This window comes from Sulfobacillus harzensis, assembly GCF_012933365.1.
GTDB lineage: Bacteria > Bacillota > Sulfobacillia > Sulfobacillales > Sulfobacillaceae > Sulfobacillus_B > Sulfobacillus_B harzensis.
In genome coordinates this window covers 1-26,845 of record NZ_JABBVZ010000013.1, presented here as the reverse complement: position 1 = coordinate 26,845, position 26,845 = coordinate 1, and the positions used below count along the sequence as shown (strand labels likewise).

The 26,845-nt window shown below is 57.3% G+C and carries 26 protein-coding genes; 6 read left to right on the top strand and 20 right to left on the bottom strand.

Features of this window, described 5'->3' with window-relative positions:
* Window positions 1-144 precede the first annotated feature (144 nt).
* The 15 genes from HIJ39_RS05610 to HIJ39_RS05540 all read right to left on the bottom strand — a co-directional run bounded on the left by HIJ39_RS05610 (window position 145) and on the right by HIJ39_RS05540 (window position 17,007).
* Entirely contained in the window at window positions 145-1,266 is a 1,122-nt protein-coding gene (locus tag HIJ39_RS05610; protein ID WP_169097587.1) for an MFS transporter, read from the bottom strand.
* Between the two features lie 53 nt (window positions 1,267-1,319).
* Window positions 1,320-5,468 carry a PolC-type DNA polymerase III gene (locus tag HIJ39_RS05605; RefSeq protein WP_338055090.1) on the bottom strand — a complete coding sequence of 1,383 codons (4,149 nt, stop codon included), beginning with the start codon at window positions 5,466-5,468 and terminating at the stop codon, window positions 1,320-1,322.
* Between the two features lie 15 nt (window positions 5,469-5,483).
* Window positions 5,484-6,116, bottom strand: a complete 633-nt coding sequence (locus HIJ39_RS05600) for a glycosyltransferase family 2 protein (protein WP_169097585.1) — start codon at window positions 6,114-6,116, stop codon at window positions 5,484-5,486.
* Between the two features lie 40 nt (window positions 6,117-6,156).
* Complete coding sequence (proS, locus tag HIJ39_RS05595) at window positions 6,157-7,620, bottom strand: proline--tRNA ligase (RefSeq protein WP_169097583.1); 1,464 nt, start codon at window positions 7,618-7,620, stop codon at window positions 6,157-6,159.
* Window positions 7,556-8,647 carry a flavodoxin-dependent (E)-4-hydroxy-3-methylbut-2-enyl-diphosphate synthase gene (gene ispG / locus HIJ39_RS05590; RefSeq protein WP_169097581.1) on the bottom strand — a complete coding sequence of 364 codons (1,092 nt, stop codon included), beginning with the start codon at window positions 8,645-8,647 and terminating at the stop codon, window positions 7,556-7,558. Before ispG ends, proS begins: the two co-directional genes overlap by 65 nt.
* Window positions 8,648-8,756: 109 nt before the next feature.
* Window positions 8,757-9,788: a M50 family metallopeptidase gene (locus HIJ39_RS05585; protein WP_169097579.1), complete on the bottom strand. Its 1,032-nt coding sequence runs from the start codon at window positions 9,786-9,788 to the stop codon at window positions 8,757-8,759.
* A 10-nt stretch (window positions 9,789-9,798) separates the two neighbouring features.
* Complete coding sequence (gene dxr, locus HIJ39_RS05580; protein WP_169097577.1) at window positions 9,799-10,944, bottom strand: 1-deoxy-D-xylulose-5-phosphate reductoisomerase; 1,146 nt, start codon at window positions 10,942-10,944, stop codon at window positions 9,799-9,801.
* A gap of 11 nt (window positions 10,945-10,955) precedes the next feature.
* Window positions 10,956-11,987, bottom strand: coding sequence for an AI-2E family transporter (locus HIJ39_RS05575; protein WP_169097576.1), 1,032 nt, complete (start codon window positions 11,985-11,987; stop codon window positions 10,956-10,958).
* 7 nt (window positions 11,988-11,994) lie between these two features.
* Window positions 11,995-12,780 (bottom strand): phosphatidate cytidylyltransferase, encoded by a 786-nt coding sequence (locus HIJ39_RS05570; RefSeq protein WP_169097574.1) that lies wholly within the window; start codon window positions 12,778-12,780, stop codon window positions 11,995-11,997.
* A 12-nt stretch (window positions 12,781-12,792) separates the two neighbouring features.
* The gene (locus HIJ39_RS05565) at window positions 12,793-13,512 is read right to left on the bottom strand and encodes an isoprenyl transferase (RefSeq protein WP_169097572.1); all 720 of its coding nucleotides are present in this window, start codon (window positions 13,510-13,512) and stop codon (window positions 12,793-12,795) included.
* Between the two features lie 24 nt (window positions 13,513-13,536).
* The gene (frr, locus tag HIJ39_RS05560) at window positions 13,537-14,094 is read right to left on the bottom strand and encodes a ribosome recycling factor (RefSeq protein WP_169097570.1); all 558 of its coding nucleotides are present in this window, start codon (window positions 14,092-14,094) and stop codon (window positions 13,537-13,539) included.
* Window positions 14,075-14,827, bottom strand: a complete 753-nt coding sequence (gene pyrH, locus HIJ39_RS05555) for a UMP kinase (protein ID WP_169097568.1) — start codon at window positions 14,825-14,827, stop codon at window positions 14,075-14,077. Before pyrH ends, frr begins: the two co-directional genes overlap by 20 nt.
* A 45-nt stretch (window positions 14,828-14,872) precedes the next feature.
* Entirely contained in the window at window positions 14,873-15,490 is a 618-nt protein-coding gene (gene tsf / locus HIJ39_RS05550) for a translation elongation factor Ts (protein WP_169097566.1), read from the bottom strand.
* 197 nt (window positions 15,491-15,687) lie between these two features.
* Window positions 15,688-16,410, bottom strand: coding sequence for a 30S ribosomal protein S2 (rpsB, locus tag HIJ39_RS05545; RefSeq protein ID WP_169097564.1), 723 nt, complete (start codon window positions 16,408-16,410; stop codon window positions 15,688-15,690).
* Window positions 16,411-16,539: 129 nt separating this feature from the next.
* Window positions 16,540-17,007, bottom strand: a complete 468-nt coding sequence (locus HIJ39_RS05540) for a hypothetical protein (RefSeq protein WP_169097562.1) — start codon at window positions 17,005-17,007, stop codon at window positions 16,540-16,542.
* Window positions 17,008-17,149: 142 nt separating this feature from the next.
* Between HIJ39_RS05540 and HIJ39_RS05535 the strand changes: the two genes are divergently transcribed.
* A complete protein-coding gene (locus tag HIJ39_RS05535; protein ID WP_169097560.1) occupies window positions 17,150-18,433 on the top strand; it encodes a glycosyl hydrolase family 18 protein in 1,284 nt (427 codons plus the stop codon).
* A gap of 40 nt (window positions 18,434-18,473) precedes the next feature.
* Here HIJ39_RS05535 and miaB read toward each other — a convergent pair whose 3' ends face one another.
* Genes miaB through HIJ39_RS05515 form a run of 4 tightly spaced genes read right to left on the bottom strand, consistent with a single transcriptional unit; the run spans window position 18,474 to window position 21,780 of the window.
* On the bottom strand, window positions 18,474-19,865 hold the full coding sequence (gene miaB / locus HIJ39_RS05530) for a tRNA (N6-isopentenyl adenosine(37)-C2)-methylthiotransferase MiaB (RefSeq protein WP_338055089.1): 1,392 nt from the start codon (window positions 19,863-19,865) through the stop codon (window positions 18,474-18,476).
* Window positions 19,866-19,889: 24 nt separating this feature from the next.
* Window positions 19,890-21,179 carry a GTPase HflX gene (hflX, locus tag HIJ39_RS05525; RefSeq protein WP_169097558.1) on the bottom strand — a complete coding sequence of 430 codons (1,290 nt, stop codon included), beginning with the start codon at window positions 21,177-21,179 and terminating at the stop codon, window positions 19,890-19,892.
* 9 nt (window positions 21,180-21,188) lie between these two features.
* Entirely contained in the window at window positions 21,189-21,599 is a 411-nt protein-coding gene (locus HIJ39_RS05520) for an NUDIX hydrolase (protein WP_169097556.1), read from the bottom strand.
* Window positions 21,583-21,780, bottom strand: a complete 198-nt coding sequence (locus HIJ39_RS05515; protein ID WP_243239374.1) for a DUF4264 family protein — start codon at window positions 21,778-21,780, stop codon at window positions 21,583-21,585. The genes HIJ39_RS05520 and HIJ39_RS05515 overlap by 17 nt, the downstream gene beginning before the upstream one ends.
* A gap of 279 nt (window positions 21,781-22,059) precedes the next feature.
* Here HIJ39_RS05515 and HIJ39_RS05510 point away from each other — a divergent pair, with 279 nt between their 5' ends.
* The 3 genes from HIJ39_RS05510 to HIJ39_RS05500 all read left to right on the top strand — a co-directional run bounded on the left by HIJ39_RS05510 (window position 22,060) and on the right by HIJ39_RS05500 (window position 23,947).
* Window positions 22,060-22,290, top strand: a complete 231-nt coding sequence (locus HIJ39_RS05510) for a hypothetical protein (protein ID WP_169097554.1) — start codon at window positions 22,060-22,062, stop codon at window positions 22,288-22,290.
* A gap of 159 nt (window positions 22,291-22,449) precedes the next feature.
* Window positions 22,450-23,457 carry an alpha/beta hydrolase family protein gene (locus HIJ39_RS05505; protein WP_169097553.1) on the top strand — a complete coding sequence of 336 codons (1,008 nt, stop codon included), beginning with the start codon at window positions 22,450-22,452 and terminating at the stop codon, window positions 23,455-23,457.
* Between the two features lie 259 nt (window positions 23,458-23,716).
* A complete protein-coding gene (locus HIJ39_RS05500) occupies window positions 23,717-23,947 on the top strand; it encodes an alpha/beta-type small acid-soluble spore protein (RefSeq protein WP_169097551.1) in 231 nt (76 codons plus the stop codon).
* Window positions 23,948-24,001: 54 nt separating this feature from the next.
* On the opposite strand, the gene HIJ39_RS05495 is transcribed toward HIJ39_RS05500, so the two are convergent.
* Complete coding sequence (locus tag HIJ39_RS05495; RefSeq protein ID WP_169097549.1) at window positions 24,002-24,481, bottom strand: beta-class carbonic anhydrase; 480 nt, start codon at window positions 24,479-24,481, stop codon at window positions 24,002-24,004.
* 250 nt (window positions 24,482-24,731) lie between these two features.
* On the opposite strand from HIJ39_RS05495, the gene HIJ39_RS05490 reads away from it, so the two are divergent.
* A complete protein-coding gene (locus HIJ39_RS05490) occupies window positions 24,732-25,517 on the top strand; it encodes a methyltransferase domain-containing protein (protein ID WP_169097547.1) in 786 nt (261 codons plus the stop codon).
* A 28-nt stretch (window positions 25,518-25,545) separates the two neighbouring features.
* Window positions 25,546-26,775 (top strand): cysteine desulfurase-like protein, encoded by a 1,230-nt coding sequence (locus HIJ39_RS05485; RefSeq protein WP_169097545.1) that lies wholly within the window; start codon window positions 25,546-25,548, stop codon window positions 26,773-26,775.
* Window positions 26,776-26,845 lie beyond the last annotated feature (70 nt).

Below are 26,845 nucleotides of genomic sequence, written 5' to 3'. Positions count from 1 at the left end.
ATCCCCCTTAAACCGTGGTCGGCCCTTGTCAAGCGAAAAGAGTGGGCTAATGCTCCCCACTCCGAGTCGATGCCAGACTCCCCAAATCGCGGCTGCCGCACGACCATGCGTTCTATTGTCATCATATCACAAGGTGGCCCAGCGTCACAACTTCTGGGAATTCCGCCACCAAAGCCCGCTAAATGCTGCCGCCGCCATCAATACCATCGCCCCTAAGTAGAAAGGATGATTGGGCTGGCTGACCAACAACGGACCCGAGGCCAGCGCCATCAACGCGGCACCGAGGGTGCCGGTGGCCTGAAAGGCCCCTTGCAACGCCCCACGCAATTGACTCGGCGCCGCATCCATCACCACGGCCGAGAGCGCCGGGCCCGTCAAGCTCATGGCCGCTGCCTCCACCATAGACAGGACAATCGCCAGCCATGCGGAACGCACCACGACATAGGAGGCAACCAAAAGGGCTTGAAACGTGGTACCGATGACAATCGCCCGATGGCGTGTGCCCCGTCGGTCGGCCACGCGCCCGCCCCACAGGTTGAACACCAGGAGCGGCAGGGCAAATAACGTGAACGAGACCCCAATCAGCCAACGGCTCGCCCCCAGCCAGCGCATATACAAGCTCCAGGTGGTATCGTACATCCCGTTCATTCCTGTCCAAGCAAACATGACTAAGAAATACAGCCACAGCCGCTGGACAATCGGACCCAACCCCGTGATTCCCGCCCCGCTCTCGACCCGGCCGTGGTCACGCGGGATCAGTGAAGCGCTGAGTACGGCGGCCGCCCCATTTAGAAAGGCACCAATCACAAACGGGGCTTGCAGCCCGAACACAGAGCCGGCTAGTCCGCCCACCATCGGCCCGAGCGCGAATCCGGCACTGGAAGCGGCCGTGAGCAGCCCGTAGGCTTGGCCGCGCCGCACTTCCGGCACCACATCGGCGACCAGTGCGTTGGCGGCTGGAATAATGGCCGCGCTGCCCAACCCCTGGAGAACGCGGCAAAATACGTACAGGATCGGGGAACCATGCAACAGAAATCCGGCCGTTCCAGCAGCCTCCACCACAGCCCCCCAAACCATGGCAGCCTTCCGGCCGATTCGGTCTGTCGCGGCCCCCAAACCCAGCTGTCCGACAAACGAGACGGCCGCATAGGCAGCCGCCATCACCCCCATGTCCGCCAGTGGAAACCCATGTCGATGGACAAACTCCGGCAACAACGGCAGGATAGCCCCAAATCCCGTCTGCACGACCAGAACGGAGAACAGCATGCCTCCAAAGACGCGACGCGAGCGACGGCTCAAATCTCCCGAGAATGCCAGCACTAGAAGAACCCCAGTTGGCTAGTCTCTCCCAAATTCTTGAGTGCCCCGTGGCCTCGCAAAAGCTCCACGATGGATTTGGACAGGCGGGCACGCTGACGCAAATCGTCAATCGACAGAAAGGGCTGTTCTTGACGTGCGCGGATAATATGCTGAGCGGCGTTAACCCCGAGACCGGGCAAGGCGGCAAAGGGAATCAGCAGCCCATCCGATTCCATCAGAAACCGGGTAGCATGGGACCGTTCTAAATCGATGGGGTAGAAGCGAAATCCCCGGGCTAGCATTTCGCGCGCAATCTCGAGAACAGTCACCAAGTTCTTTTCCTTGGCGGACGCCTCATTTCCCTTGTCATCGATGGCGGCCAACGTCTGATTGACCCGCTTAATCCCACCTAATACGGTTTCCGCGTCAAAGTCACCCGCCCGAACCGAAAAGTAGGTGGCGTAATAGGCTAAGGGGTGATGCACCTTGAACCAGGCAATGCGCCAGCCCATGGTGACGTAGGCGGCCGCGTGCGCCTTGGGGAACAAATAGCTTATCCGACGACAGGACTCAATATACCAAGTGGGCACCCCATGCTCGCGCATCACCGCTTCTTGGTCCTCTTTGAGGCCCTTGCCCTTTCGGACGGCCTCGGAAATGGAGAAGGCCACCTTGGGCTTGATACCCCGCGACAGCAGATAGGTCATGATGTCATCGCGGGTGGCAATCACATCGGAGAGCGTCGCCACTTTTTGCCGAATGAGCTCTTGCGCATTGTTGGTCCACACCTCGGTCCCGTGAGACAAACCCGAAATCCGCACCAGTTCGGCAAAGGTGCGCGGACGCGTATCCATCAACATCTGACGAACAAAGCGAGTGCCAAACTCAGGGATCCCCAAGCTGCCCACGGGTGTGCCAATATCCTCCGCCTTAACCCCTAAGGCCGACACGTCATGAAACAAACTCATGGTCTTCTCATCCTGGAAGGGCACCGATTTGGCCGAGATTCCGGTCAGATCCTCTAGCATGCGGATGGCGGTCGGATCATCATGTCCCAACAAGTCCAGTTTTAACAAGCGGCCCTCAATGGAGTGATAGTCAAAGTGGGTCGTCACGACGTCAGACGTCTTGTCGTCGGCGGGCCGTTGCACCGGTGTGAAATGATGAATATCCTCGTCGCTCGGCACCACCATCAGGCCGCCCGGGTGTTGGCCGGTCGTCCGCTTGACCCCCACAATGCCCTGCGCCAGCCAATCCACTACGGCCGGACTGGGATCGCGGCCTGTTTCCCGGGCCCAGCCTTTGACCAACCCAAACGCCGTCTTTTCCGCAACCGTGGCGATGGTGCCTGCCCGAAACACATGCCCTTCCCCAAACAGCACCTCCGTGTAGCGGTGAATCTCCGGCTGGTAGTCCCCGGAAAAGTTAAGGTCGATATCGGGCACCTTATCCCCTTCGAATCCTAAGAAGGTTTCGAACGGAATATCCTGACCGTCCCCGATCAGCCGCGTCCCGCAGGCTGGGCACTGCTTGGCGGGCAAATCGAAACCCGCCCCCACACTGCCGTCGGTAACAAATTCCGTATGGCGGCAGGACGGACAGCGATAGTGAGGCGGAAGGGGATTCACCTCCGTAATGTTGAGAAAGGTCGCGACCAAAGATGATCCCACCGATCCGCGGGACCCGACCAGGTAGCCGTCTTCGAGTGACTTCTGCACCAGTCGGTGAGCAATGTAGTAGATGCTGGAAAACCCGTTGGAGACGATGGCGTTGACCTCTTTGGCCAAGCGTGCCTGGATGATTTCCGGCAACGGATCGCCATACAGCTCCCGCGCCCGGCGAAACGGTTCCTCCGAGACCACCGTTTCTGCCTCGGGCAGTTTCGGCGAGAAGAGCCCGGTAGGAACAGGCTGAACAGGTTCCAAGCTCTGCACCACCGCAGCCGGGGCCTCATAAATTACCCACTCGCGGTCGGCATCCGACAAAAACGCCAACTCATCCTCGAGTTCCTGGGCGGTACGGAGGTGCAGCGCGTCCTCTCGGTTGTGCATCTCACCCTTAGCAGTGGCGGCAAGAATATCGCGATAGACACGATGCGCGGCCTTGAGGTAGTGGGCGTCGGATACCGCCACGACGGGCCGCTGATGCGCCCGGCCGAATGCGACCTGCGCCTGAATGAAGTCTTGCAGTGCCGTCATCTCGCCAAAGAATTCCTCGTTGAGAAAGCTCTGGGCGCTGCTCGGTGCGGCTACTTCCCAGTAATCATAGAAACTTGCCAATAGCTTCATGTCCTCGGGACTGGCATTCCGAAAGAAGGCTTCGGCCACCTCTCCGTCGTGAAACGGAGACCCAACCAGCCAATGCTGCCGGCCTTCTTGAATCAGGCGGCGGGGAATCCGCGGCGTACGATGAAAGAAGGTCAGATGCGACTCCGACACAAGCCGATAAAGCGCCGCCACGCCCTCCTGATTCTTCACCAGCAGCGTGACGGGAACCGGCCGTCCCACGGTATGGCTGACCGGTAGCACGTCGCTCGGCTGAAACTCGGGAAACTTCTCGTCTAAATCTTTCATAAGCCGCATCGCCAAATGTCCGGTGGCCTCCGCATCCGCCAACGCCCGGTGATGTTGCGACAGAGGAATCTTGTAGTAATCGGACAGCGGGCCCAGCCCATAACTCTTAAGGCCCGGCAAGACCGCCCGGGCCAGCGCCAAGGTATCCAAGACCGCTGGTTGAAACGGCTTTTCGGGAAAGAGCAGCCGATGTCCCTGGGATAGAAACCCCATATCGAAGCGGGCGTTGTGGGCCGCTAACAGCGCCCCCTCACTGAAGGCGAAGAAATCGCGCCACAACGCGTCGGCGGACACTCCCTCGGCCAACTCCTCTTCCCGGATGCCGGTAATGCGGGTGGTGGCGGCGGAAATGGCTCGGCTCGGCTTGACCAACCGATGAAACACATCAACGATCGCACCGTCTACGACTTTGACTGCGCCCAATTCAATAACCTCGTGCACCCAAGGGGTTAACCCGGTGGTTTCGACGTCCACAACCACCAAAGGCCGATGGCGCCAATCCTCCGGCATCGGCCCGGTGAAGGGCCGGACCTCGGTGTCGACCATATAAGCCTCCACCCCATAGAGCGCCCGCACCCCCGTTTTCGCCGAGAGCGCCTCAGCCTCGGGGTAGGTTTGCACCACCCCGTGGTCTAAAATGGCCACTGCCTCCATCTTTAGCGCCTGTGCCGCTTGAAAGAGATCTTTAGGCGCAATGAGACCATCCATGGCACTCATTTTGCTATGCGCATGCAGCTCAATGCGCGGTCGCGCGTCCGGAACAAAAAGCGGCGGGGCCTCGGCCAAGGCGCCATCCTTGACCCGAATAACCCGCTCCTCGGTAAACTTGTCCACCTCAAGAACGCCCTGGGCCAGAAGCCAGCTTCCCTGGGGCCAAAAGTCGTCATTCACCTTGGGCGCGCCACGGCGTTCGCTCCACTTCAACCGCACCGCCCCGAGATCATCCGAAATGGTCCACGTCCAATGGCGCGACCCATCTCGACTTTCCCGCACATCGCGCAAAATGATGCGTCCGGCCACCGCAACTTCGCCGCTTTCCGGCAGTTGGTCCAAGGGAACCACCCGCTCGGGGTCGATGGTCCGGCCCAACTTTTGCCCGGAGTCTCCAAGGCTGCGGATATCGACCGCCACCGGGGCGTCCGGGACCGGGGGAGCGATTTCATCCGTGGCAATGATTAACTCCTGGTTCGCCATTTCCGGGATCTCTTTCACCAACCGGGTCTGTCCGCCCCATTTTTCGAAGAGCGTCTTGGCGAACGGACTCTTAAATCGAATCGTGACCCGCCCATCCTCGACCTTAATCGGATGCTCCCGCAGCAACGCACCCAAGGCAGCCTGGGTGCGGCCGATGGTCTCAGGTATTAACGTGCCCAAATCCCTGCTCTCGAGCGAAAAGGACACTGTGCGGTTCCATCGCTGAGACAGTTCGTCGGCGAATGCCTCCAGCGCCTTCTCCCCGCCTTCTGGAGTTGCGCCGCGAACAGAAAGTCGCAGAGCTTGTCCTTCGAGATGAGCCGACACCACCTTAAGCGGCACGTCCGTCCATCCCTGACGGCGTTGCCACTCCTCGAACCGCGTCTCTTTACTCAATTCCACGACACCTCAACCTGCCTAGATTCGCGGTATTTCCCGAATGATTTCCCAATACATGCGCATACGGGCCGAAAAGCCCTTAACCAACCCCATTTTCTCTTCTTTCACAACCTGCGTAACGTCGTGCAAGACGACCTCGTGGGGCACAATGCCCATGCGTTTGAGTTGGCGGTGCAACTGCAGTTCGACGCCGTAACCCGCCATGTCAATATGTTCAAATCCGACCAGCAATTGTCGTTTCAAGGCTCGCTGGCCCGAAAGGAACGGGGCCACCGCTTGGGCCCAATCGGTAGATGCCCGTCCGCCCTCGAAAATACCCACGGTCGCTTCTTGGTCACCGCGGACCACAGGCCCGACCAGCTCCTCAATGTGATCGGCGGTTAATCCCACCAAGTCGGCGTCTAAGAACAACACCACATCGCCGTGAGCGATGGCAGCGCCCGCCTTCATCGCGCCACCCTTGCCTTGATTCTCCGACAGGGACAGCACTATCGCGCCGGCCTGCCGGGCCACCTCGGCCGTATTGTCCGTGGAACCATCATCCACGACAATGATCTCGCCGATGGAAGGCACTTGACGCAATACCCGCAACACCGATCCGATGTTCTGCGCCTCGTTATATGCGGGAATAATCGCCGACACTCGGCTCATCGTGACCACCTCTACCATCCATCAGATGCCAGACTCGTCTTTAATATGCACGAGCGAACAACATCCGCTCCTGTGAGGGTTGTCCACAGACCACACAGCCGGTTCCCTCCGGCGTACGGTCCAGCGGCAAACAGCGAATAGTCATTCCCGTATTGGCCTTCAACTGGTCCGCACACGCCTCGCTCCCGCACCAGTCGCCCTCAAAGAATCCCCGATGCCCATATTTTTCCGCTTCTCGGTAGTTTTCAACCGCCACCGTATGCGCCTGTTGGTGTTCCAACGCTTGTTGGAGGAGCGACTGCTGAATGGCGTCCAGCATCGCCGTGACGGCACTTTCGAACCCCGCCTCGCTGACGGCGGTTTTTTCGCCCGTGTCTCGCCGGCACAACACCATGCCCTGCTTGGCCAAGTCCTTGGGTCCCACCTCAATCCGAAGCGGGACGCCGCGCATCTCCCAATCATTGTACTTGTATCCCGGGGTAAACTCCGGCCGGTCATCCAAACGCACCCGAACTTGTGCCCCGGCTAGACGGTCCTTCAACAGCCGCGCGTAGGCCAAAACTTGCTGCTGTTCCTCATCGGTGCCACGGGCAATCGGCACAATCACAACTTGCACCGGAGCCACCCGTGGAGGCAAGCGCAAGCCCTTGTCGTCGCCGTGCACCATAATAAGGCCGCCGATCATCCGCGTGGAGCTGCCCCAGGACGTGGTCCAGCCGAACTTTCGCGTGCCGTCTTCGTCCAGATACTGGATGTCAAACGCCTGCGCAAAATTCTGTCCAAGAAAATGCGACGTGGCAATCTGCAGCGCCCGGCCATCTCCCATGAGCGCCTCTAACGTAAATGTTTCCACCGCCCCAGCAAATCGCTCGCCGGCACTTTTACGGCCCGCGATGACGGGAATAGCCAATTCGCCCTCGATGACTTGACGATAGATCTCTAACTGTTGGCGCGTTTCCGCCAGCGCTTCCTCCGGGGTGCGATGCACCGTATGGCCTTCCTGCCATAGAAACTCGGTCGTACGCAAAAAGGGGCGCGTGGCTTTCTCCCACCGCACCACGTTGGCCCATTGGTTCATCAACACCGGCAAATCCCGATACGACTGAATCCACTTGGAGTACATGGCCCCAATGATCGTCTCAGACGTAGGCCGAACCGCCAGCCGTTCGGTGAGCGGCTCGCTTCCCCCTTGGGTGACCCAGGCCACCTCCGCGGAGAAACCTTCGACATGCTCTGCCTCTTTCAACAAGAGATTCTCCGGAATGAGGAGAGGAAAATAGGCATTCTCGTGCCCTGTAGCGCGAAACTTGGCGTCCATGGCCGCTTGGATAAACTCCCAAATGCGGTACCCATAGGGCTTAATCACCATAAACCCTTTAATCGGGGCATAATCCACCATGTCCGCCTTTTTAATTACATCGACGTACCACTGGGAGTAATCAACCGATTTGGGGGTGATCTCCTTCAGCACGTTGTCCACGCGCCCGAACCTCCTCTGCCGCATCTTGAATTTCTTTCCATAACTCTTCCACCATGTCCGCCTGTTCCACGCGACGTTTAATTTGTCCATGACGGAAAATGAGGCCATGATTCTTTCCGCCAGCTAAGCCCACATCCGCCTCACGGGCCTCACCGGGTCCGTTCACGGCGCATCCCATCACGGCCACCGTGATGGGCTCCTGAATGGTCGCCAACCGCCGCTCGAGCTCATTGGTGACCGGCCACATATCAAACTGAAGCCGACCGCAGGTTGGACAGGCAACCAGGTTGGCGCCCCGTTCGCGCAGTTTGAGGCTCTTCAATATTTCCCAGGCCACGCGGATTTCCTCTTCGCCCGGGGCGGTCAACGAGATGCGGATGGTGTCGCCAATCCCCTCGTTGAGCAAAATCCCTAGTCCCACCGACGACTTTACGGTTCCTTGAAACAGAGTGCCAGCCTCAGTGACCCCGAGGTGCAAGGGGTAGTCGTACCGCTGAGCCATGAGGCGGTAGGCGGCCACCATCGTGGGGACGTCGGAAGCTTTTAGCGACACCACGATGTTGTCATAGTCCAAGTCATTCAAAATCTGAATATGCTTAGCCGCTGATGCCACCATGGTCTCGGCCGTGCGTCCCAAGTCGGCTAAAAGTCCTTTTTCAATGGAACCGGAGTTCACGCCGATGCGAATCGGTATCTCGCGTTCCTTGGCGGCTTGCACTACTGCCTCTACGCGTTCGCGGCTCCCAATGTTTCCGGGGTTCAGGCGCAACTTGTCAACGCCCTGGCGAATGACCTCCAACGCCAACCGATAGTCAAAATGAATATCTGCCACCACCGGGATGGGGGAATGCTTGACGACCGACCCCACCGCCTGGGCCGCCTCCATGTCTGGAACCGCAACCCGCACAATCTCGCAGCCAACGTCCACATAGCGCAAAATTTCATCCACGGTCGCCTTGACGTCACGGGTGTCGGACTTGGTCATTCCTTGCACCCGGACTGGGGCACCGCCACCGATGACGACATCCCGCACTCTTACGGCTTTGCTCATGGTGCACCTCAATTTCTCAAAGTACGACCGGCCGAAGTCGTCTCCGACCCCAGACCGGCGTTCACGGTTACCTTCATCTTAGCATCATGAAACAGGATAGACTAGCGCGCTATCCCAAATGCAGGTAATGAACCAGATCGTGGTAGGTCACAAAGACCACGAACACCAGCAGGAACGCCATCCCTACCAGGTGAATCATGTTTTCCCGCTCGGGATCCATCGCCTTGCGGCGGATGCCCTCAATAATGATGAGCCAGAGCTTGCTTCCGTCCAAGACGGGCACCGGCAGGATATTGAACAAGCCCAAGTTGGCGGACAAAGCTGCTGCCAGCATAAACAAATCGGCCCATCCCTGATGTGCGGCCTGGCCAACCGTCACCGCAATCCCTATCGGCCCCATGAGGTCGAACCGGCTCTGACCGGTAACCAGCAAAAACAGGGCCTTGAACCAGGCGCCGGTCATGGCCACAGTTTGCGCCACTCCGGTGGCGATTGATTTGCCGAATCCTAGATGAACCACCTTCATCCCCAACTGAATCCCGATCAGATATTGATGAGGCTTCACATGGGTATCAAGCTTGGCCCGCACCGCGTAGGTCAACATTCGTCCATGGCGCGCCACCGTCACCCGTATCATCTGTCGGGCATGATGGCTGATGGCCTGCGACAGCGCCGTGCCGCTGTGGACCGGATGTCCATCGATGGCCAAAACCCGGTCCCCGGCCTGCAACCCCGCTGTTTGGGCGGGGTAATGCGGCATGAGATGGGCAATCGTGGTGGTTGCTGTAGGCACCCCAATTGGACCAAACAGGAGGGCGAACAAGATGAATGCGAGAACCATGTTCATCACCGGTCCCGCGAAGATGACCAAGAATCGCTGCCATCGCGGCCGATTGGGATAATAGTCCGGATTGCCGCTCGGCTCCCCATCCATACCCGCCAAGCGAACATATCCGCCCAAAGGAATCAGGCGCAGAGAATATTCGGTGGTGGCACTGGACACTTTGAGCAAACGCGGCCCAAAGCCCAAAGAGTATTCATCCACCTGCATGCCGAACCCCTTGGCAACCAAGTAGTGCCCCAATTCATGGACCGCGACCAAAACCCCGAACACCACGATCCAGGCGACAACCGTCAGCATGCTCTCCCCCCTAATTGAGACTCAGAGCCAAAGCCCGCTGGCGGGCCCAATGGTCGGCCGCAATCACCTCATCCAGATTGTCCGCCGGCCCGCTAGGCTGAAATCCGCTTAACGTCTCCTCCACAATCTCTGCAATTCGTAAAAAAGGAATGCGGCCCTCCAAGAATGCCTCGACCGCGACTTCATTGGCCGCACTTAACACCGCCGGGTAGAGCCCCCCTGACCGCCCTGCTTGATATGCGAGCGACAAGGCGGTAAAGGTCTTCAAATCTGGGGCTTCGAAATGCAGATGTCTACCCGCCCATTGAAATGGCTCCACGGTCAGCGACCAGCGCTCCGGCCAGGCGAGGGCAACCTCAATGGGAATGCGCATGTCAGGAATTCCGCACTGCGCCATAATCGCTCCATCAACGTATTCCACCATCGAGTGCACCACGCTTTCCGGATGCACGACAACCTCGATGGCATCATAATCAACCCCAAACAAATAGTGTGCCTCAATCACCTCGAGCCCTTTGTTCATCAAGGTGGCGGAATCGACGGTTATCTTTTTGCCCATGGACCAGTTGGGATGGTGCAACGCTTCCTCCACAGTCACGGCTTGAAGGTCCGCGCGGCTGCGACCCCGGAAGGGACCGCCTGAACAGGTCAAAATAATGCGGCTAACCGGCTGGTTGCCTCTCAGACACTGAAAAATGGCTGAGTGCTCGCTGTCCACGGGAACCAGGCTGCCGTGGCCCATGGCAGCGGTACGTTGCACCAAGTCTCCAGCCGCCACCAGCGTCTCCTTATTGGCCAACAGTACCCGCATCCCTCGTTTTAGCGCGGCCAACGTGGGACGAAGCCCGGCGAACCCGCTCATGGCCCCCAACACGTGGGTCGCGTTGGCGCTCGAGATTTGCTCCACCAGGGAATCGCCACCAACCACAATTTGCGGTCCCGGTTCCCCTCCATGACTCCGCGTGAGCTCCCGAGCGGCCTGCTCATCGGTGAGCGCAATCCAGGCTGCGCCCATCTTGAGCCCCATGGCCCATAGCTGCTCGCCGTTCCGATGAGCCGCCAACCCTTCCACTTGAATACGATCACGATGCTCGTGCCAGACCTTATAGGTACTCTCTCCGATGGATCCGGTAGCTCCTAAAATTACTAGCCGCATACTTTTCCCCCTCAAGCGCGATCCCGCACTTGACGCACCGCGTTTAGAATGACGGCGGTCACCGGCCCCACGATCACGCCGACGCCGCCGAACAAACGAATTCCCATGTATAGGGAGAATAATACCACGAGTGGGTGAAGCCCTGTTCCCTGTCCGACCAGTCTAGGCTCCGATAATTGGCGGACCACGGCCACCGCGGCCAGCACCAGCAGCAAGTGAATGCTGAGAGGCCAGTGTCCGGCAACCGCAGCTCCTGCCGCCCAGGGCACCAGCACAATGGTTGGGCCCATGAATGACACCAAATCGAGTAGTCCCGCCATCAGCCCCACCAGTACCGCATAGGGCGCGCGAATGAGCAGAAGCCCGCCCGCCGTCGTCAATGCTGTGAGCGACACTAAGGCGAGTTCCGCCCGCACGTAACCCCAGAGTCCCCCGGCCATCATCGTGGTAAACCGCCCCATGCTACGGCGCAGTGCAGGCGGGCTGATTCGGCGCATCCAAGTAAGGATGCGGGGGTAATCACGGAGAATGAAAAAGGCGGCGACGACAGCCACAACCATCATCAGCGCCATTTCGGGAAGCACCACCAAAAGATGGCCCACGCTCTTCACCACCACCGTCAACATGCGGTAGAGGGAGTTGATTTCCTGACTAAAGCTTCCCCGCCCCAAGCCCAATTGGTCGCGCAGACGATTCCACTCGTGAAAGGCCTTGGCAATACCGAACGGACGCGATTTAAGATAGGTTGGCAGACGATGGCTCGCTTGGACCAGTTCGGCCGTCAGCAGCAAGAGAATGGCGCCGGACAGCACCACTAAAGTTGCCATCACCCCGCCCAACGAGAGCAGCACTGCCCAAACGCGTCCCAGACCGAAATCTTCCAGCCGCTCCACCAGCGGCAGCACAAACCAGGCCAAGGTGCCCGCCAACACAAATGGCAACACATAAGTCGCCATCCAGCGCCAGAAGGCATACGCTGCCAGAAGCAGCAAAGCCCAAAGGACAAACTCGCGCCAGTACCGGGACGCGTTCAGGGTTCTCACCTCGGAGCTACCTTATGCCCAAGCCTTTCAATAAATAATAGGCAAATGGTAGAGCCAGCAACGCGGAGTCAAAGCGATCCAAAATCCCACCGTGTCCGGGTAAGATGCCTCCCGAATCCTTTACGCCGGTAAACCGCTTAAATTGGGATTCCAAAAGGTCTCCCACCACCCCGATGGCGGCCACTAAGAGCGCGAAGATGGCACCATCAAACCAACGAACATGAATCAAGGGCGAGGCGATAATCCCCAAAATGACTCCGGACAGCACGCCGCCCAGCGTGCCTTCCCACGTCTTTTTAGGGCTGACGTGCACCATTAACTTATGCTTTCCAAACCGTCGGCCTATGAAGAAGGCCATTGAATCGGTGGCCCAAATCACCACAAAAAACACGAACACCAGTCGTCGGCCTTGGTTCAAGGCGCGAAGCGCCACCAGAAACTGAAACAACAGCCCGACGTAGAGACTGACCCACGCCGTGGTCATGGCACCCTCGAAGCTTTTCGCCTCGCGACCCAAGACAACCGCGCCCACGACAATCACCAACAGACCGGCCAAAATCCCCCAAACCAACGGCCAATGGAAGGCCTGACAAGCCAATAGCGCCCACACCCAAAAGACCGCCATGCGGGCAAAAAATGTCATATTTTTGGCCTCAAACATTCGGGCCACCTCATAGACCGCCACAGCTTCAAACAGAGCGACCGCGCCAATGAGGGGCCAACCACCGAGATAGATGAGGGCCAATAAAACCGGAATGCCGATGACTGCGGTGATGACCCGGCGTAGCAACACGCTTTCTCGCCCCTATCCTAGTCCGCCAAAGCGCCGATGACGCGTTTGGTACGCACGAATGGCTTCGCGCAGCTGCTCGGGCCCGAAATCCGGCCAGAGCTTATCGGAAATATAAATTTCAGCATAGGCCAGCTGCCATAATAAGAAGTTGGAGACTCGGAACTCACCACTGGAACGAATTAGAAGATCGGGATCAGGGAGCCCTTGGGTATCCAGGTATTGACTGAATCCTTCTTCGGTAAGCTCCGTGCCTTCCGGCGTCTCTTTGCGCCAGCGGTTCACAGCGCGCAAGATCTCATCACGGGCACCATAATTCAGAGCCAAATTCAACACCATGCGCGTTTCCTGGGCTGTCTCTGCCTCGGCCCAGGCCAAGGACTGACGAGCAGCCTCAGGCAGTCGTGACAGGTCGCCAATGGTGCGCACGCGTACCCCTTCGTCCTTCAGCTCCGGGGTTTCGGAGGCCAGAAATTCCACCAAAAGGGCCATCAGCACATCGATTTCACGGCTCGGCCGGCGCCAATTTTCGGTGGAAAAAGCGTAGACCGTCAAGACTTCGACGCCGAGCCGGACAGCCTCCTTGACAATCGGCTTGAGCGCCTTGACCCCCTGTCGGTGCCCAATGGTGCGGTCCATACCCCGCATTGTTGCCCAACGGCCGTTGCCATCCATAATGATTGCAATATGACGCGGCACACGGCCGGTTAACTGCGTCGTTTGTGGGCCAGGCATCAGGCATCCCCCTTTGCGAAAAGGCTATGGCGTCATAATATCCTTTTCGCGCGCCTCCGCGAGACGATCCAACTCTTTAATGTATTGATCGGTAAGCCGTTGAATGTCGGTCTGTCCGCGTCGTTCTTCGTCTTCGGACACTTCCCCGGCTTTCTGGGACCGCTTCAGAGCATCCAGCCCGTCACGGCGCACGTTGCGTACCGCCACCTTGGCTTCTTCCAACTGCCGCCTCAACTGCTTAACTAAGTCCCGCCTACGTTCCTCCGTGAGTTGAGGCACGTTGACGCGGAGAAGAGCGCCGTCCACGCGGACGGAAACCCCCAGATCCGCCTTCATTAGGGCCTTTTCAATGCTAGACACGGCCGACTTGTCAAATGGCTGAACCACCAACACCCGGGGCTCCGGTGCGCTAATGGCGGCTAAGTGCTGAAGCGGGGTTGTCGTCCCGTAATAATCGACCGGCACCTTCTCCAACAGCGCTGGATGGGCCCGACCCGCCCGCATCCCCGCCAGGTCGCGTTGAAATACCTCCACCGACTTTTGCATATGTTCCTCGGTCTCTTTAAGAATGTCCTTCAACATCGCGTTGCCCTCCACCCACATAGGTGCCAATGGGTTCTCCCAAAACCACCTTTAGAATGTTGCCATAGGTGTTCATATTGAACACCACAATCGGAATGTTGTTGTCCATACAGAGGGACGTGGCCGTTGCGTCCATGACCTTCAAGTTCTCTTTTAGGACATCGAGATAGCGAATTTCATCTAACATGCGCGCATTGGGGTTCGTACGCGGATCGGCATCGTAAACGCCCGCCTCTTTGGTCGCCTTTAGCATGACGTCGGCCTCGATTTCGGCTGCCCTGAGGGCCGCTGTGGTGTCCGTCGAGAAATAAGGGTTGCCGTTGCCCGCAGCAAAAATGACGACCCGGCCCTTTTCCAAATGGGTGATGGCCCGGCGCCGAATGTAGGGTTCGGCCACCTCCTTCATCTCGATGGCAGTCTGTACTCTGACCACCACTCCATGCTTTTCTAATGCGTCCATGAGCGCCAGGGCGTTAATCACGGTGGCCAACATCCCCATGTAGTCGGCCGTGGCCCGATCCATTCCCTTGCTGGATCCGGCCTGTCCGCGCCAGATGTTGCCGCCGCCCACTACCACGGCGATTTGAACGCCAAATCCCAGCACTTCCTTAATTTGCCGGGCAATGCTGTCAACTACTGTCGGATCGATGCCAAATCCGGCCGAGCCCGCTAATGCCTCTCCGGACAACTTCAAGACGACCCGTCGATATTTAGGCTGTTCGGACACCGTCATCCTCCCCTGCATCATCACCTAAAAGAAAAGGGCACATCGTGCCCTTTATTCCGACTCCGCCGGACTTAACTCCTCGCCCCGCTCAAACCGGGCAAAGCGCCGTACTTGAATCTGCTCCCCCAGTCGCGCAATATGCTCTTTAATGAGCTGGTCGATGGTCTGATCGGGATTTTTCACGTAGGGCTGCTCCAAGAGGCAAACCTCTTTAAAATACTTGTCGATACGGCCTTCGACCATCTTTTCGACAATGGCTGGCGGCTTGCCTTCATTTTGAGCCTGGACTCGAAGGACCTGCCGTTCGTGCTCCAGCGCGCTTTCCGGCACATCTTCGCGGCGGACATAAACGGGACGTGCGGCCGCAATATGCATAGCCACATCGTGAGCCAGCGCACGAAAGTCATCCGTGTTGGCCACAAAGTCCGTTTCGCAGTTAATCTCCAGCAAGACACCAATCCGTCCACCGGAATGAATGTAGCTTTCGATTAATCCTTCCGTCGTACTGCGCCCCGCTTTCTTGGCAGCCGCTGCCAATCCCCGCTCTCGCAGGATGTCGACAGCCCGATCCAAATTTCCGTCGGCTTCTTGAAGCGCCTTCTTGCACTCCATCATTCCGGCTCCGGTCCGCTCCCGGAGCGCCTTTACGTCCTGCGCGGAAATAGCCACAAAAATCCTCCTCGTAAGGAAGGGGCCGTCTCAAAAGGTATGTCGGCAGTGATGCCGTCCCTAAAATGTGCCTATTTTACCCCGCGTAGTGGAGGAAGTAGGTCACTTTCCTCCGCGTTTTTAGGGGTCAAGTGGGAGAAAATTTTAGGGCCAAAGCCTTTTGAGACAGCCCCTTCTCGGTCAACGTTCAGGCGCGCTTATTGCACAGCCTCTTCAACCTCTTCAGCACCCGTGGTCTCGCCTTGGCGACCCTCGATGAGCGCATCGGCCATCTTCGCCGTCAACAAGCGCACCGCGCGGATAGCATCGTCGTTTCCCGGAATCACATAGTCAATTTCGTCAGGATCACAGTTGGTGTCCACAATGCCCACAATGGGAATGCCCAGCTTGCGGGCTTCCGTGACAGCAATGTGCTCCTTGCGGGGATCAACCACAAACATGGCTTGCGGCAGTTCCCGCATTCCCTCGATGCCGCCTAAATACTTCTCCAACTTTTCTTTCTGGCGCGTGAGCGAACTCACTTCCTTCTTGGGCAACCGCTCCCATTGGCCGGATGCTTCCTGCTCCTTCAACTCGGCCAAACGTTTGACACGCCGCTTGATGGTGTCGAAGTTGGTCAGCATTCCGCCCAACCAGCGCTGATTAACGTAGAAATCGCCAGAACGCCGAGCCTCTTCAGCGACCGCTTCCTGTGCCTGCTTCTTGGTGCCGACAAACAAAACCTTGCCGCCATCCATGCCAAGTTGGCGGACAAAATTGTAGGCCTCATCCACTTTACGCACCGTTTTTTGCAAATCAATAATGTAAATTCCGTTGCGCTCGGTGAAAATGTACGCCTTCATCTTAGGGTTCCAGCGCCGGGTCTGGTGTCCGAAGTGAACACCGGCCTCCAACAGCTGCTTCATTGAGACAACTGACATGTTTTCCTCCTGGTTAGCCTCCGCAGTTCGACAGATCACCAGGTTTGAACTGCGTGCTAGATTTGGCGATCTTTGGTTGAAGACAGCCGATGGTAGTATAGCATAGGGCGTGCGAGGCTTCAAGAATCGTCATTTCATTTCGATTGTAACTGGAATGGGGATTCGCCCCACGTTGACCCAAAGGCGTAGTTTAACCGGTCGTTCCAGCACTTTTTCTACAAGGCGGGGAGTGAGGAATTGACTGGGGCGGAACCGATAACGGAGATAACGTGATAGGTTGGCCTCCAAAACCTGTTGCATTTTGTCCGCCACCACCTGGCGAACACTGGGAGGCAAACGAACCGGCACGCCACCAATGTCTATGCTGGTCCGCCCTACAATCTGGCCAATTTGGCGCCGCATAATAGGCCGAATAGTCGTCATCATAGGTCCCTCCAAAGACGGCCACCGTGCATCCAATGCATTGGCCAGGGCGTGGCTGGCCGCTACCGCCTGGCTTTTAGGTACGGTCGTCTGCACGCCAATCCCATAAATGGTTGCTGCCTCCACCGCCAGCACGAGCCCTGCACCCGCTAGCGCACTTGCCCACCATTTCACCGTCGTCGCTCCTTACCGTTTCCTTCCAGTATGAATGCATCCCCATCTTCTCATAATATGGGCGCACGTGGTTCGGCCGTCGTCCTTTTTCTTTTCACACCGAACTCACCCGACCTCGTCGGCATGCAAAGGAGGGATATCGATGAAAAAGCTGTATGCCGCCTTGTTTATGGCCTCTGGACTAGGATCTCTATGGCTGGCAGGCTGTGGTACGCCTGCTCCAGCACCGAAACCGCATACCAACTCATCCAAGGCATCCAAAAAGCCGACTACCACCACGAAACCAGCCAAGGCTGGTAAACCGCTCAAGGTAATCGCCTTTTACGACCAGACGCAATCGGCCGCCGCGCCGGATCCTTTTGCCTTGGTTAAAGCTCATCCGGGTTTAGTCGACTTTTTGTCGCCATTCTGGTACGAGGTGTCCCCCACTGGCACTCTCATTGCGAAGCCCCAGGGCAACGCGGCCATTTTAGCGAAGCAGGACCACCTGCCACTAATGCCCCTCTTTACCAATGCCGGAGGCACTGACTCCTTCCTTCAAACGGCCGCCGCGCGAACGAAAGCGGTTGATGCCATTGCCTCGACGGTGAAGGCCCATAACTATCCAGCGGTACAAATCGATTTCCAACTGCTTCCCAAGTCAGACCGGACCAACCTGACCACATTCATGAGCCAACTGAAAAAGGCGTTGCCGACCTCCGTCGCCTTGTCCATGTCGGTGGTTCCGTTGACGTCCGGCAACGGTGAGAGTGCTGCCTATGACTTTAGGGCACTGGACAAGATTGTGGATTCCATGGTGTTGATGGCCTACGACTTGCACGGTAACGGCACACCGCCCGGACCCGTGAGTCCGTACGCCTGGGTTCAGAAGTCCATTTCGACCGCCGAGGCGGCTGGCGTTAGCCCGACGAAGCTCTATCTGGGCATCGCCGACTACGGATACTTGTGGACGGATGGGTCAACCAAGGCTACCACCATACCGTTGAAGGCCATGCACCAGCATAAATACGGCGTTTACACCTGGAACTCCACCTACAAAGAGGCCTACGACAAGTACACGGCCAATGGCGTGACCCACGTCATCTGGTTTGTCAATGATCGCGCCGCCAAGGACCGTATCGATTTGGCGAAAAAGGACCATTTGGCTGGTGTCGCATTTTGGCGAATTGGATACGAAGATGCTAAATGGTGGGACACCGTAGCCGCGGCCATCGGGACCGGGGCCACTTCAGGCGCAGGCGGCCCAACGGGGACGAATGCCGCACGCTCCCCGGTCACGCCCAAATACGCCAAACAGACCGGAACCAAAGCTAAGAAGACCCTCATCGGCCCTGCCAAAGACGTAAAAAAGACCGCCAAGCGGGCCGGTAAAGGCGCCAAGACAGAAGCCAACAAGGCAGCCAATACGGTGAAGAAAAAGACCTAAACAACACGACAAAAGCGGCCACCGCGGCCGCTTTTGCCATTTAAACCATGGGCAGTTCCACTCGCCGTCGCGGCGACGGCGGAGATACCGGACGCCCGGCTTGTTGACCGGTGAGATAAAAAGTCTTGGCACCGGTGATGCGAACCGGAACAAATCGGTCAATCAAGTCCTCGGCCGGGTCGCGATCGATGAGGACGACCTTATTATTATGTGTGCGGCAGGCCCACACGCGATCGTTCTTTTTGCTCACGCCCTCAACCAGAACCAATTCCTGTTTGCCAACAAGCTGCTCATTGGCTTCCAGGCTAATCTGGTATTGCAACGCCATGAGCCGGTTAAGGCGGTCCTTCTTGACTTGATTGGGCACCGGGTCCCGTCCTTCCCACCGAGCCGCCGGCGTCCGTTCCCGGGCCGAATAAATAAAGGTGAAGGCCGAGTCATAACGCACACGCCGCACGACGTCTAGCGTTTCCTCAAAGTCGGCCTCCGTCTCCCCCGGAAAACCGACGATGATATCCGTTGTTAACGATGCGTCCGGAATCTTAAGCTTGACCCGTTCGATCAGATCCAAGTAGGCTTCCTTGGTGTACTTACGGTTCATCCGCTTTAATATCGGATTGGAACCCGCCTGAACCGGCAAGTGGACATGGCGGGTAATCTTTTGCGAGTCGGCAATCGCGTCAATCAACTTCTGACTGAAATCGCGTGGATGGGGCGTAGTGTACCGAAGCCAGCGCACCCCGTCGACCTTCTCCAACTCCACCAACAGATCAGCCAAATCGCGGGCCGGTTCTAGGTCGTGCCCATAGGAGTTGACATTCTGTCCTAGAACCGTGATGTCCTGGTAGCCTTCATCGGCTAATGCCCGCACTTCCTCGATAATCGGCTCCATCTCCCGCGACCGTTCCCGGCCCCGGGTGAAAGGCACAATGCAATAGGTGCAGAACTTGTCGCAACCATAAATAATGTTGACAAACGCCCGGACGCCATCTTTACGCCGCGAGGGAAGATGCTCAACTACCTCGCCGGCACTTTGCCACACATCAACCACCATTTCGTCCGATTCTGCCGCGCGGTCCAACATCTCGGGCAGTTGGTGCATATTGTGGGTTCCAAACACCAAGTCCACCTGCGGTGCATGCTTTTTTAACCAAGCAATGGTTCCGGCTTCTTGTGCCATGCATCCCGCGACCGCGAGTGTCATCCCCGGACGCTCGTCCTTCAGCTGCCGCAGCTGGCCAATATACCCGAACGCATGCTCCTCAGCACTTCCGCGGACGGCGCAGGTGTTAATCACGATCAAGTCCGCATCCCGGTCGGACGCCGCCGGCTGATACCCCATCTGGTCCAGCTGCCCTGCCATTATTTCCGAGTCGCGTTCATTCATCTGACAGCCATAGGTCTTAATAAAGTACCGCGGTTGTTGAGACACCCGGCCGCCTCCTCTCAAAAATCATCACATTATTGTACCATCTTTCTCGGGATTGCCGCCCTGTCCTTTTCTCGCCGCCTGGTCCAAAAGGTGGAAAGCCCGTTCGGTGCCCCGAAGGGTCAACACCGCCCCCGATCGGCCATCGTGGCGATCTAAAATGACAAATTCACGCCAAATGATCTTCCACGACTCCTGATCCTCCCAGGCGATCTCCACCTGTTCTTCCCGCAACAACGCGGCTAGCTGTCGGGCCATTTCACCGAGCAATTCACTCATACCGTCGCCCGAAACCGCCGAGACAGCCACGCCAAGCGGTGGGATACCCGTCCCCGGCCGCACCCGGTCCCATTGGCTGTACACCCGCAGTCGGCGTATCGCCTCAGCCTCAAGACGCCGCAGAGTATCCTCAATGACCCCGACCTGTTCCGCCATCGGAACCGGAAATTCCGGATCGGCCGATACGACCTCCAAAATCATATCTGCGTCCCGAACCTCGTCCAAGGTCGAGCGGAAAGCCGCCACCAGTTCGTGGGGCAATCGATCGACAAATCCTACCGTATCGCTCACCAAGACCGGGCCAAAGCCTGGAATCACCATCCGCCTGACAGTTGAATCCAATGTCACAAACAAAGCGTTTTGAGCGAATTGCGGTCGATGGGTTAGCGCGCTGAACAATGTGGACTTGCCCACATTGGTGTAACCCACCAAGGCCACCTGCGGAAGCTCGGTGCGCCGGCGCCGCTGACGCCGTCCCCGCCGTTCCTCCTCCACCCGCTCGAGTTCCTCTTTCAACGCATGCACGCGCCGTTGAACGCGCCGACGGTCCAATTCCAGCTGCGTTTCACCGGGCCCCCGCGTTCCAACCCCGCCTCCAGGGCGCGACAACACACGGAGCCCCCGAAGACGCGGCTCCAGATACTCATATTGGGCCAGCTCCACTTGCAGGCGCCCCTCGCGGGACGATGCCCTCCGTGCAAAGATGTCCAAAATGACTTGGGTGCGGTCAACCACGCGCGCCCGTGCCCCGAGTCGCGTCTGAACCCATAAAAGCTGGCTCGGGCGCATTTCTTGGTTAAAAACCACCAGATCAGCTCCCATGGCCTCTACTTGGGCAATCAAGGCGTCTAACGCGCCTTGTCCCAAGCCTGCTTCGGGAACGTCGCGCGCCTGCCGTACCACTCCCGCGGTGTCAGCTCCAGCGGCCCCGACCAGTCCCTGAAGCTCCTCGAGCTGCCGGTCTACCTCTCGAATATTCGTTCCTTTTGGATAGACCGACACCAATATGGCTTTTTCCAGCGCTTTGAACCTCCTCATGCGTAACCTTTACATCCAACCGAGAATCTCGCGGACACCCCGGTCCGCAAGACAGGCAGCCATTCCATCGGCCAAAGGAAGGGCTGCCGCCTCCTTTTCCTCCACCCAGCGCACCTCATCAAGGTCCGATCCGGCACGCAAAACGCCGGAAAAGTCGGTCACGAGAAAATCAATCAACACGAAATGGTAATCACTGCCCAATAGTTGGGCAATGTAAATGGGGCGGCTGGGTATAATCAACAGATCGGTTTCTTCTTGGACTTCGCGGCACAATGCATCCTCGAGGCGCTCGCCAAACTCCACGTGGCCTCCGGGAAACGCCCAGAGCCCATAGCCCGGATCGTGGCCGCGGCGCCCCAGCACCACCCGTCGGTCATTCACGATGATGCCAGCAACACCAATTTTAGGATTCTTCGCCATGGTCGTCGGCATCGTAAACGGTGAGCTCCCATTCATCCTCGAACTGTCTTAAACCGAAAATAAGACCGCGCTCTTTCAAGGACTGGTTCAAGAACGTCACCACCTGATAGGGACGAAAACCTTCAAAGCGCCTCTGCGCCAAGCGGGTTAACTTAGCATGCTGGGCGGACAGCTTCATCATTAACACCTCACTCTTCTGGTACCTCTATTATATCCCACAGCGCGAGGGCAACGGATACCGCCGGCGCAGTGTACTTTGAGCATGGCGCGGTGACTTCCGTTAACCGTTCCGGCTAGGCCACCGCACCCGCCGGTACAGCCGCCTTTCAGGATGCCGCTATAATCAGGACCTTCAATTTTGAGGAGCAGTTGAAAAAGCTTACCAAACCGTTACAATTGCCATAAGCATTAATACCGATAATTCCGCGAAGGTTAGGTGCGCCGGAGAGGGATGAAACTCATGGGACCTCTCAGAAGTTGTAAGAACTATGGTGTGTTAGTTTGGGTTCTGGCTGTCGCGGTGGGATTGAATGCCCTTTTTCCGCACTGGAACTTTCTCTATGAGGTGGCTATCGGCATTCCCCTTGGGGCCGTTGTGAACGTATCGGTATCGTCGCTATTCGCCTATTTATTAACCTCAAAACGAGTCCGTCATGACCGGGCGACACTCCGCCGATCTCATGACACCTAGAAGCCCACGGACCGGGACCGAAATGATGCCAAGCGCTATGATCGATGTTCATGAACACGTCCCAAACCATTCCTCGCGTTTGCTCCTTCACGGCAAGCAATGGACATCATGACGAATCGTAGAAGAAATCTAATATCCCCTTATAGGAGATTGCAGAAAATGGACACACCAGCTTTCAATGGACGTTGGCTTTTAAGTGGACTGGTCGTGTTGTTAGTGGTCTCGCTAATCGCAAGTCTGACAGGGAACAATGTCCCGTCTGCTCCCCGGGGCACTTTATTACCTCGCCAGGGTAGCACTACGGTGTACTATGCGAGCCAAAAGAAAAACGGTGCACCGATTTCCCTAACGCTCATTCGAAATCCCCAATTTGCCCCTGACTTGGGCATGCCCTCCCGTACCAAACTCTATAGTTTGAAGTATTGGAGCCAAGGTTATGCGGTTCAGGGGTACGTGGTCGTTCCGCCGAGCCGTGGGCCGATGCCCCTTGAAGTGAACTTACATGGAGGGTACATGCTCCCCGCCGGTTTGCACACCAACAAATACGCGGAGACGCAGTCCGATGCCGAACTGTGGACGTCCAATAGTTTCATAACCTTTTTACCCAATTATGAGGGATACGGGCTCAGTCAAGGGGATGTCAGGGGTGGCTATGGAGATTATTTAGACACAGAAAATGGACTAAGAGCGCTTTTTAGAGTTTTTGGACCGAAGATCCAGGGGAATCACACCTATCTCTACGGGGTTTCGTTGGGGGGGTTTGTGGCTATGAAATTGGCTGAGAGCGATCCCGGGGTTAAAGCCCTTGTCCTCCTTAGTCCATTCCCCGGGGCCGAGGCGTTCGTGTCATGGGTAGAATCACGGCCAAGCCAGCAAATCGATGAGGTGGACCGGAACGACGTTTCTGCCATGCTTAAGCAAGAAGGCGCGAACCCAAGGGCCAGCTGGTACCTAAGCAACTCTCTTGGCGATAGCAAAATAAAGATTCCGGTTTTGATTATTGGAGGGGAAAAGGATCCGATAATTCCACCTGCCATGCTTCGCCAACTCAAAGGTACATTGTCAAAAAATGACCCAAATGTGGAGTTGGCATTTTTCCCCGGCGGGCATGCGCCGGTCGGTATGCGGGAGACCGAAATGATTACGTATTTTATGAACAGCCATTGAAGCACCTCCAAAATTTCTACCTCGGTCGGGAATCCGATGACGTGGCTTAGACTGCCCAGGACGCAGGTGCCGGGGGGTGGGTACTGCGGGGCTTGGGTGGTGGCGCACCAAAGCATGTTTGTCGCGGATTGTCAAATGACTTTCTCCCCACAATCATGCACACGGACAAACCGATGACAGACGATGAAGTAACTCCTAACATTCCCCGTTGATATGAAAGCCATACTAGGCGTGTCACCACAAAGGAGGTGCGCCAAGCATGGCAAAGTGGACAAAGACACCATCGGTCTTGCCCAACGAGGTACGGGACAAGTTCAAGTATGAAATTGCCAGCGACCTCGGTATCCTTGACGAAATCGAGCAAAAAGGCTGGGCCGACATGCCTACCCGGCAGCTGGGGCGCGTGGGTGGGAAGATTGGCGGCAACATGGTCAAGGTGATGATTAAATATGCTGAGCAGTCGCTCGCCCAAGGTGACAAACTGGAATAATTCCGGTCTTTTCAGGCCAAAATACTGGCGAACCCGCAAGCTCGCCAGTATTTTTTATACCCAATCCAAGGCTCCCGTTTTGATATCGAAAATGGCACCCAAAATTCGTGTATCCGGTCGAAGCCACGGGCTATTGCGCAGCCTCGCGAGGTCGTCCTGGAGCGACTGTTGCAAGTCCCGAATGGGATAAAGTTCGATGGCTTCAGCACCGCTGCCGGACCGCGGATGAATGTTGTCGGGCTGAAGGCCGATCACCCCGCACCCCGTATGAGGCATGACAACAATGGTATCGGTACCCAACGCTTGCTGAGAGATGGCCAACGAACGGATCATATCCTCGGTAACGCGGGCACCCGCGTTGCGAAGCACATGCACTTCCCCAAGGTGCAACCCCAAGACCCGGAGCGGGTCGATGCGGGCATCCATGCAGGTGAGCACCGCCAAACGGGCACTGGGCCGAGCGCTCTCGATGGGTGCATGATCCGCTTGATAGCGACGATTCCCCTCGTCGATTCGTTCCCTGATATCCACCATAATAGCTGAGGCCAACTCCAGCATGAATGCCGGAGAAAAAGCCGCTTTCTCTCCTTTCGGATCTGCTGTGTTTTGTCCGCGGGATCCAGACGGCGGGACAATCGGGAGCGTGCCAAGCCGTCGCCGACCATCAGGCTCTTGGCTTTCTCATGAATCGATGGGGCCGCCAGCACTGACGGGAGGTGACCGATGACTGCCTTCCGTCCCCTTTACCTGCATGATATCATGACGCTGAGGGGGTCAGGAAAGCGTGCGCCGTGAAATGGCTTTGACGTTCGATCGAGTGGCCCGCCAATATGACAAAGCCCGCCCCGCCTATCCTACCGAACTCACACGCGATTTAACCCAGTTAGCCGGAATCGGTGCTCAATCCCGGGTTCTAGAGATTGGCGCAGGCACGGGCCAATTCACCCAAGATCTGTTGACGACAGGTGCTCAGCTGGTGGCGGTTGAAATGGGACCGCACTTGGCTCAAATATTGCGCGAGAAAATGAGTCAACATCCCAACGTGTCGGTGGTTAACGCTGATTTCGAAATCTGGCCGCTCCCCACCATGCCCTTTGACCTGGTTGTTTCGGCCACGGCCTTTCATTGGCTCGATGAATCCACGCAAAAAGAAAAGACCGCTCGGGCCTTGCGAACCGGAGGTTATCTGGCCGTGATTTCCACTCATCCGATCCAAGGCGGAACCGATACCTTTTATGACGCCGTTCAGCCGCTGTACGAAACGTTCTTGCCATCCACCCATACCAAGCCTTTTCGGTTATCGACAGCGGAAGAGGTTGCCGCTCCATTTCAGCGAATGGCGGAGTCAAGCCGCTATCGTGCAGCAAGCCAGCACCGCTACCCCGTGGTCCGGTCGTATTCCGCCGAAACCTACACACGTCTCCTCGGCACCTATTCGGATCATTTGATGCTGGGGGAGGACGCCTTAGATGGCCTTTTGCAAGGGGTTTACGACGTCATCGAACGTCGCTACGGCGGTGCGATCACCATTGCATCACTGCATATCCTAGAAATTTTTCAGCGCCAATAATGGCGCATCATTGGCTAGGAGGGATCCCATGAAGGACCTATCATATTGCCGCCATGAATTTCCCAGCCTGCAACGGACGGGCCCGGACAACCTGCCGTTGGTGTTTCTGGATGGCCCGGGAGGCAGCCAGGTGCCTGCCTCGGTCATTACTGCCATCACCAATTACTATCTTAATCACAACGCCAACACGCACGGTCAATATGCGACTAGCCGGGAGAGTGACGCCGTCATTTTGGCAGCCCGCACGGCCATGGCCGCCATGTTAGGGGCGGAAGATCCCAGTTGCATATCCTTTGGTCAAAACATGACGACGCTCAATTTCTTCCTTAGCCAGGCTATCGGGCGCACCCTGAATCCAGGCGATGAGATTATTGTGACGGAACTCGACCACGATGCCAACGTCGCTCCCTGGCTCGAGTTAGAAGAACGCGGGGTGATTATTAAACACGTGCCGGTGCTGCCAAGTGCAGAACTGGATTTAGACGCGTTTCGCGCACTGATTTCCGATCGCACCCGGGTTATTGCCGTAGGTTGGGCTTCCAACGCTGTTGGCACGGTAAACCCTCTCGTTCAAATAGCGGAATGGGCTCATGAAGCTCAAGCCCTTTTAGTGGTCGACGCGGTGCACTGGGCTCCCCATGGTCTCATCGACGTGAGCCCGTTGAAGCCTGACGCGCTGCTCTGCTCCGCCTATAAGTTTTTTGGCCCTCACGTGGGAGTGCTGTACACGCGCCCGGGGCTTTTAGCCACCCTACCCACCTTGCGCGTACGACCTCAAATGCCGGAGGCGCCGGAACGCATTGAGACAGGAACGCTCAATCATGCAGCTCTGGAGGGTGTGGTCGCTGCCGTTGACTTCATCGCCGCGTTTGCCGACGACCCCGACGAATCCCTCAGAACCCGGATTCGCCAAGCCATGGCACACGTGTACCACTATGAACACGAACTGGCTTCGAAGTTATACCGCGGGCTGGGAGCCATTCCGGATGTGCGCGTCTGGGGTCCGCCGGTGGGAGCTCAAGATCGCGCGCCGACCATCAGCTTCACGGTCCGGGACCGCTCCTCCATTGAAGTGGCCCACGCGTTAGGGGAACGAGGTATTCTCGCCTGGGACGGCGACTTCTACGCCGTCACGTTGGTGGATCGGCTGGGTCTTCGCGCTCAAGGCGGCCTCGTACGCCTAGGACTAGCCCCGTACAACACCCGAGTGGAAATTGAACGCACCTTAAACACCATTGAGGACATCGTCACCCCCTAGGAGCCTTTTCATTTAATCCGAACCCGCACGGCGCGCGGGTTTGACGCATTGGACGCTGCGATTTTCCTAC

Coding starts and splice junctions, on each gene's coding strand:
- HIJ39_RS05610 (WP_169097587.1), bottom strand. CDS start 1,266: ATGCTGTTCTCCGTTCTGGTCGTGCAGACGGGATTTGGGGCTATCCTG.
- HIJ39_RS05600 (WP_169097585.1), bottom strand. CDS start 6,116: ATGAGCCGAGTGTCGGCGATTATTCCCGCATATAACGAGGCGCAGAAC.
- proS (WP_169097583.1), bottom strand. CDS start 7,620: ATGCGGCAGAGGAGGTTCGGGCGCGTGGACAACGTGCTGAAGGAGATC.
- ispG (WP_169097581.1), bottom strand. CDS start 8,647: ATGAGCAAAGCCGTAAGAGTGCGGGATGTCGTCATCGGTGGCGGTGCC.
- HIJ39_RS05585 (WP_169097579.1), bottom strand. CDS start 9,788: ATGCTGACGGTTGTCGCCTGGATCGTGGTGTTCGGGGTTTTGGTCGCG.
- dxr (WP_169097577.1), bottom strand. CDS start 10,944: ATGCGGCTAGTAATTTTAGGAGCTACCGGATCCATCGGAGAGAGTACC.
- HIJ39_RS05565 (WP_169097572.1), bottom strand. CDS start 13,512: ATGCCTGGCCCACAAACGACGCAGTTAACCGGCCGTGTGCCGCGTCAT.
- frr (WP_169097570.1), bottom strand. CDS start 14,094: ATGTTGAAGGACATTCTTAAAGAGACCGAGGAACATATGCAAAAGTCG.
- pyrH (WP_169097568.1), bottom strand. CDS start 14,827: ATGACGGTGTCCGAACAGCCTAAATATCGACGGGTCGTCTTGAAGTTG.
- rpsB (WP_169097564.1), bottom strand. CDS start 16,410: ATGTCAGTTGTCTCAATGAAGCAGCTGTTGGAGGCCGGTGTTCACTTC.
- HIJ39_RS05535 (WP_169097560.1), top strand. CDS start 17,150: ATGAAAAAGCTGTATGCCGCCTTGTTTATGGCCTCTGGACTAGGATCT.
- hflX (WP_169097558.1), bottom strand. CDS start 21,179: ATGAGGAGGTTCAAAGCGCTGGAAAAAGCCATATTGGTGTCGGTCTAT.
- HIJ39_RS05520 (WP_169097556.1), bottom strand. CDS start 21,599: ATGGCGAAGAATCCTAAAATTGGTGTTGCTGGCATCATCGTGAATGAC.
- HIJ39_RS05515 (WP_243239374.1), bottom strand. CDS start 21,780: ATGATGAAGCTGTCCGCCCAGCATGCTAAGTTAACCCGCTTGGCGCAG.
- HIJ39_RS05510 (WP_169097554.1), top strand. CDS start 22,060: ATGGGACCTCTCAGAAGTTGTAAGAACTATGGTGTGTTAGTTTGGGTT.
- HIJ39_RS05505 (WP_169097553.1), top strand. CDS start 22,450: ATGGACACACCAGCTTTCAATGGACGTTGGCTTTTAAGTGGACTGGTC.
- HIJ39_RS05500 (WP_169097551.1), top strand. CDS start 23,717: ATGGCAAAGTGGACAAAGACACCATCGGTCTTGCCCAACGAGGTACGG.
- HIJ39_RS05495 (WP_169097549.1), bottom strand. CDS start 24,481: ATGGTGGATATCAGGGAACGAATCGACGAGGGGAATCGTCGCTATCAA.
- HIJ39_RS05485 (WP_169097545.1), top strand. CDS start 25,546: ATGAAGGACCTATCATATTGCCGCCATGAATTTCCCAGCCTGCAACGG.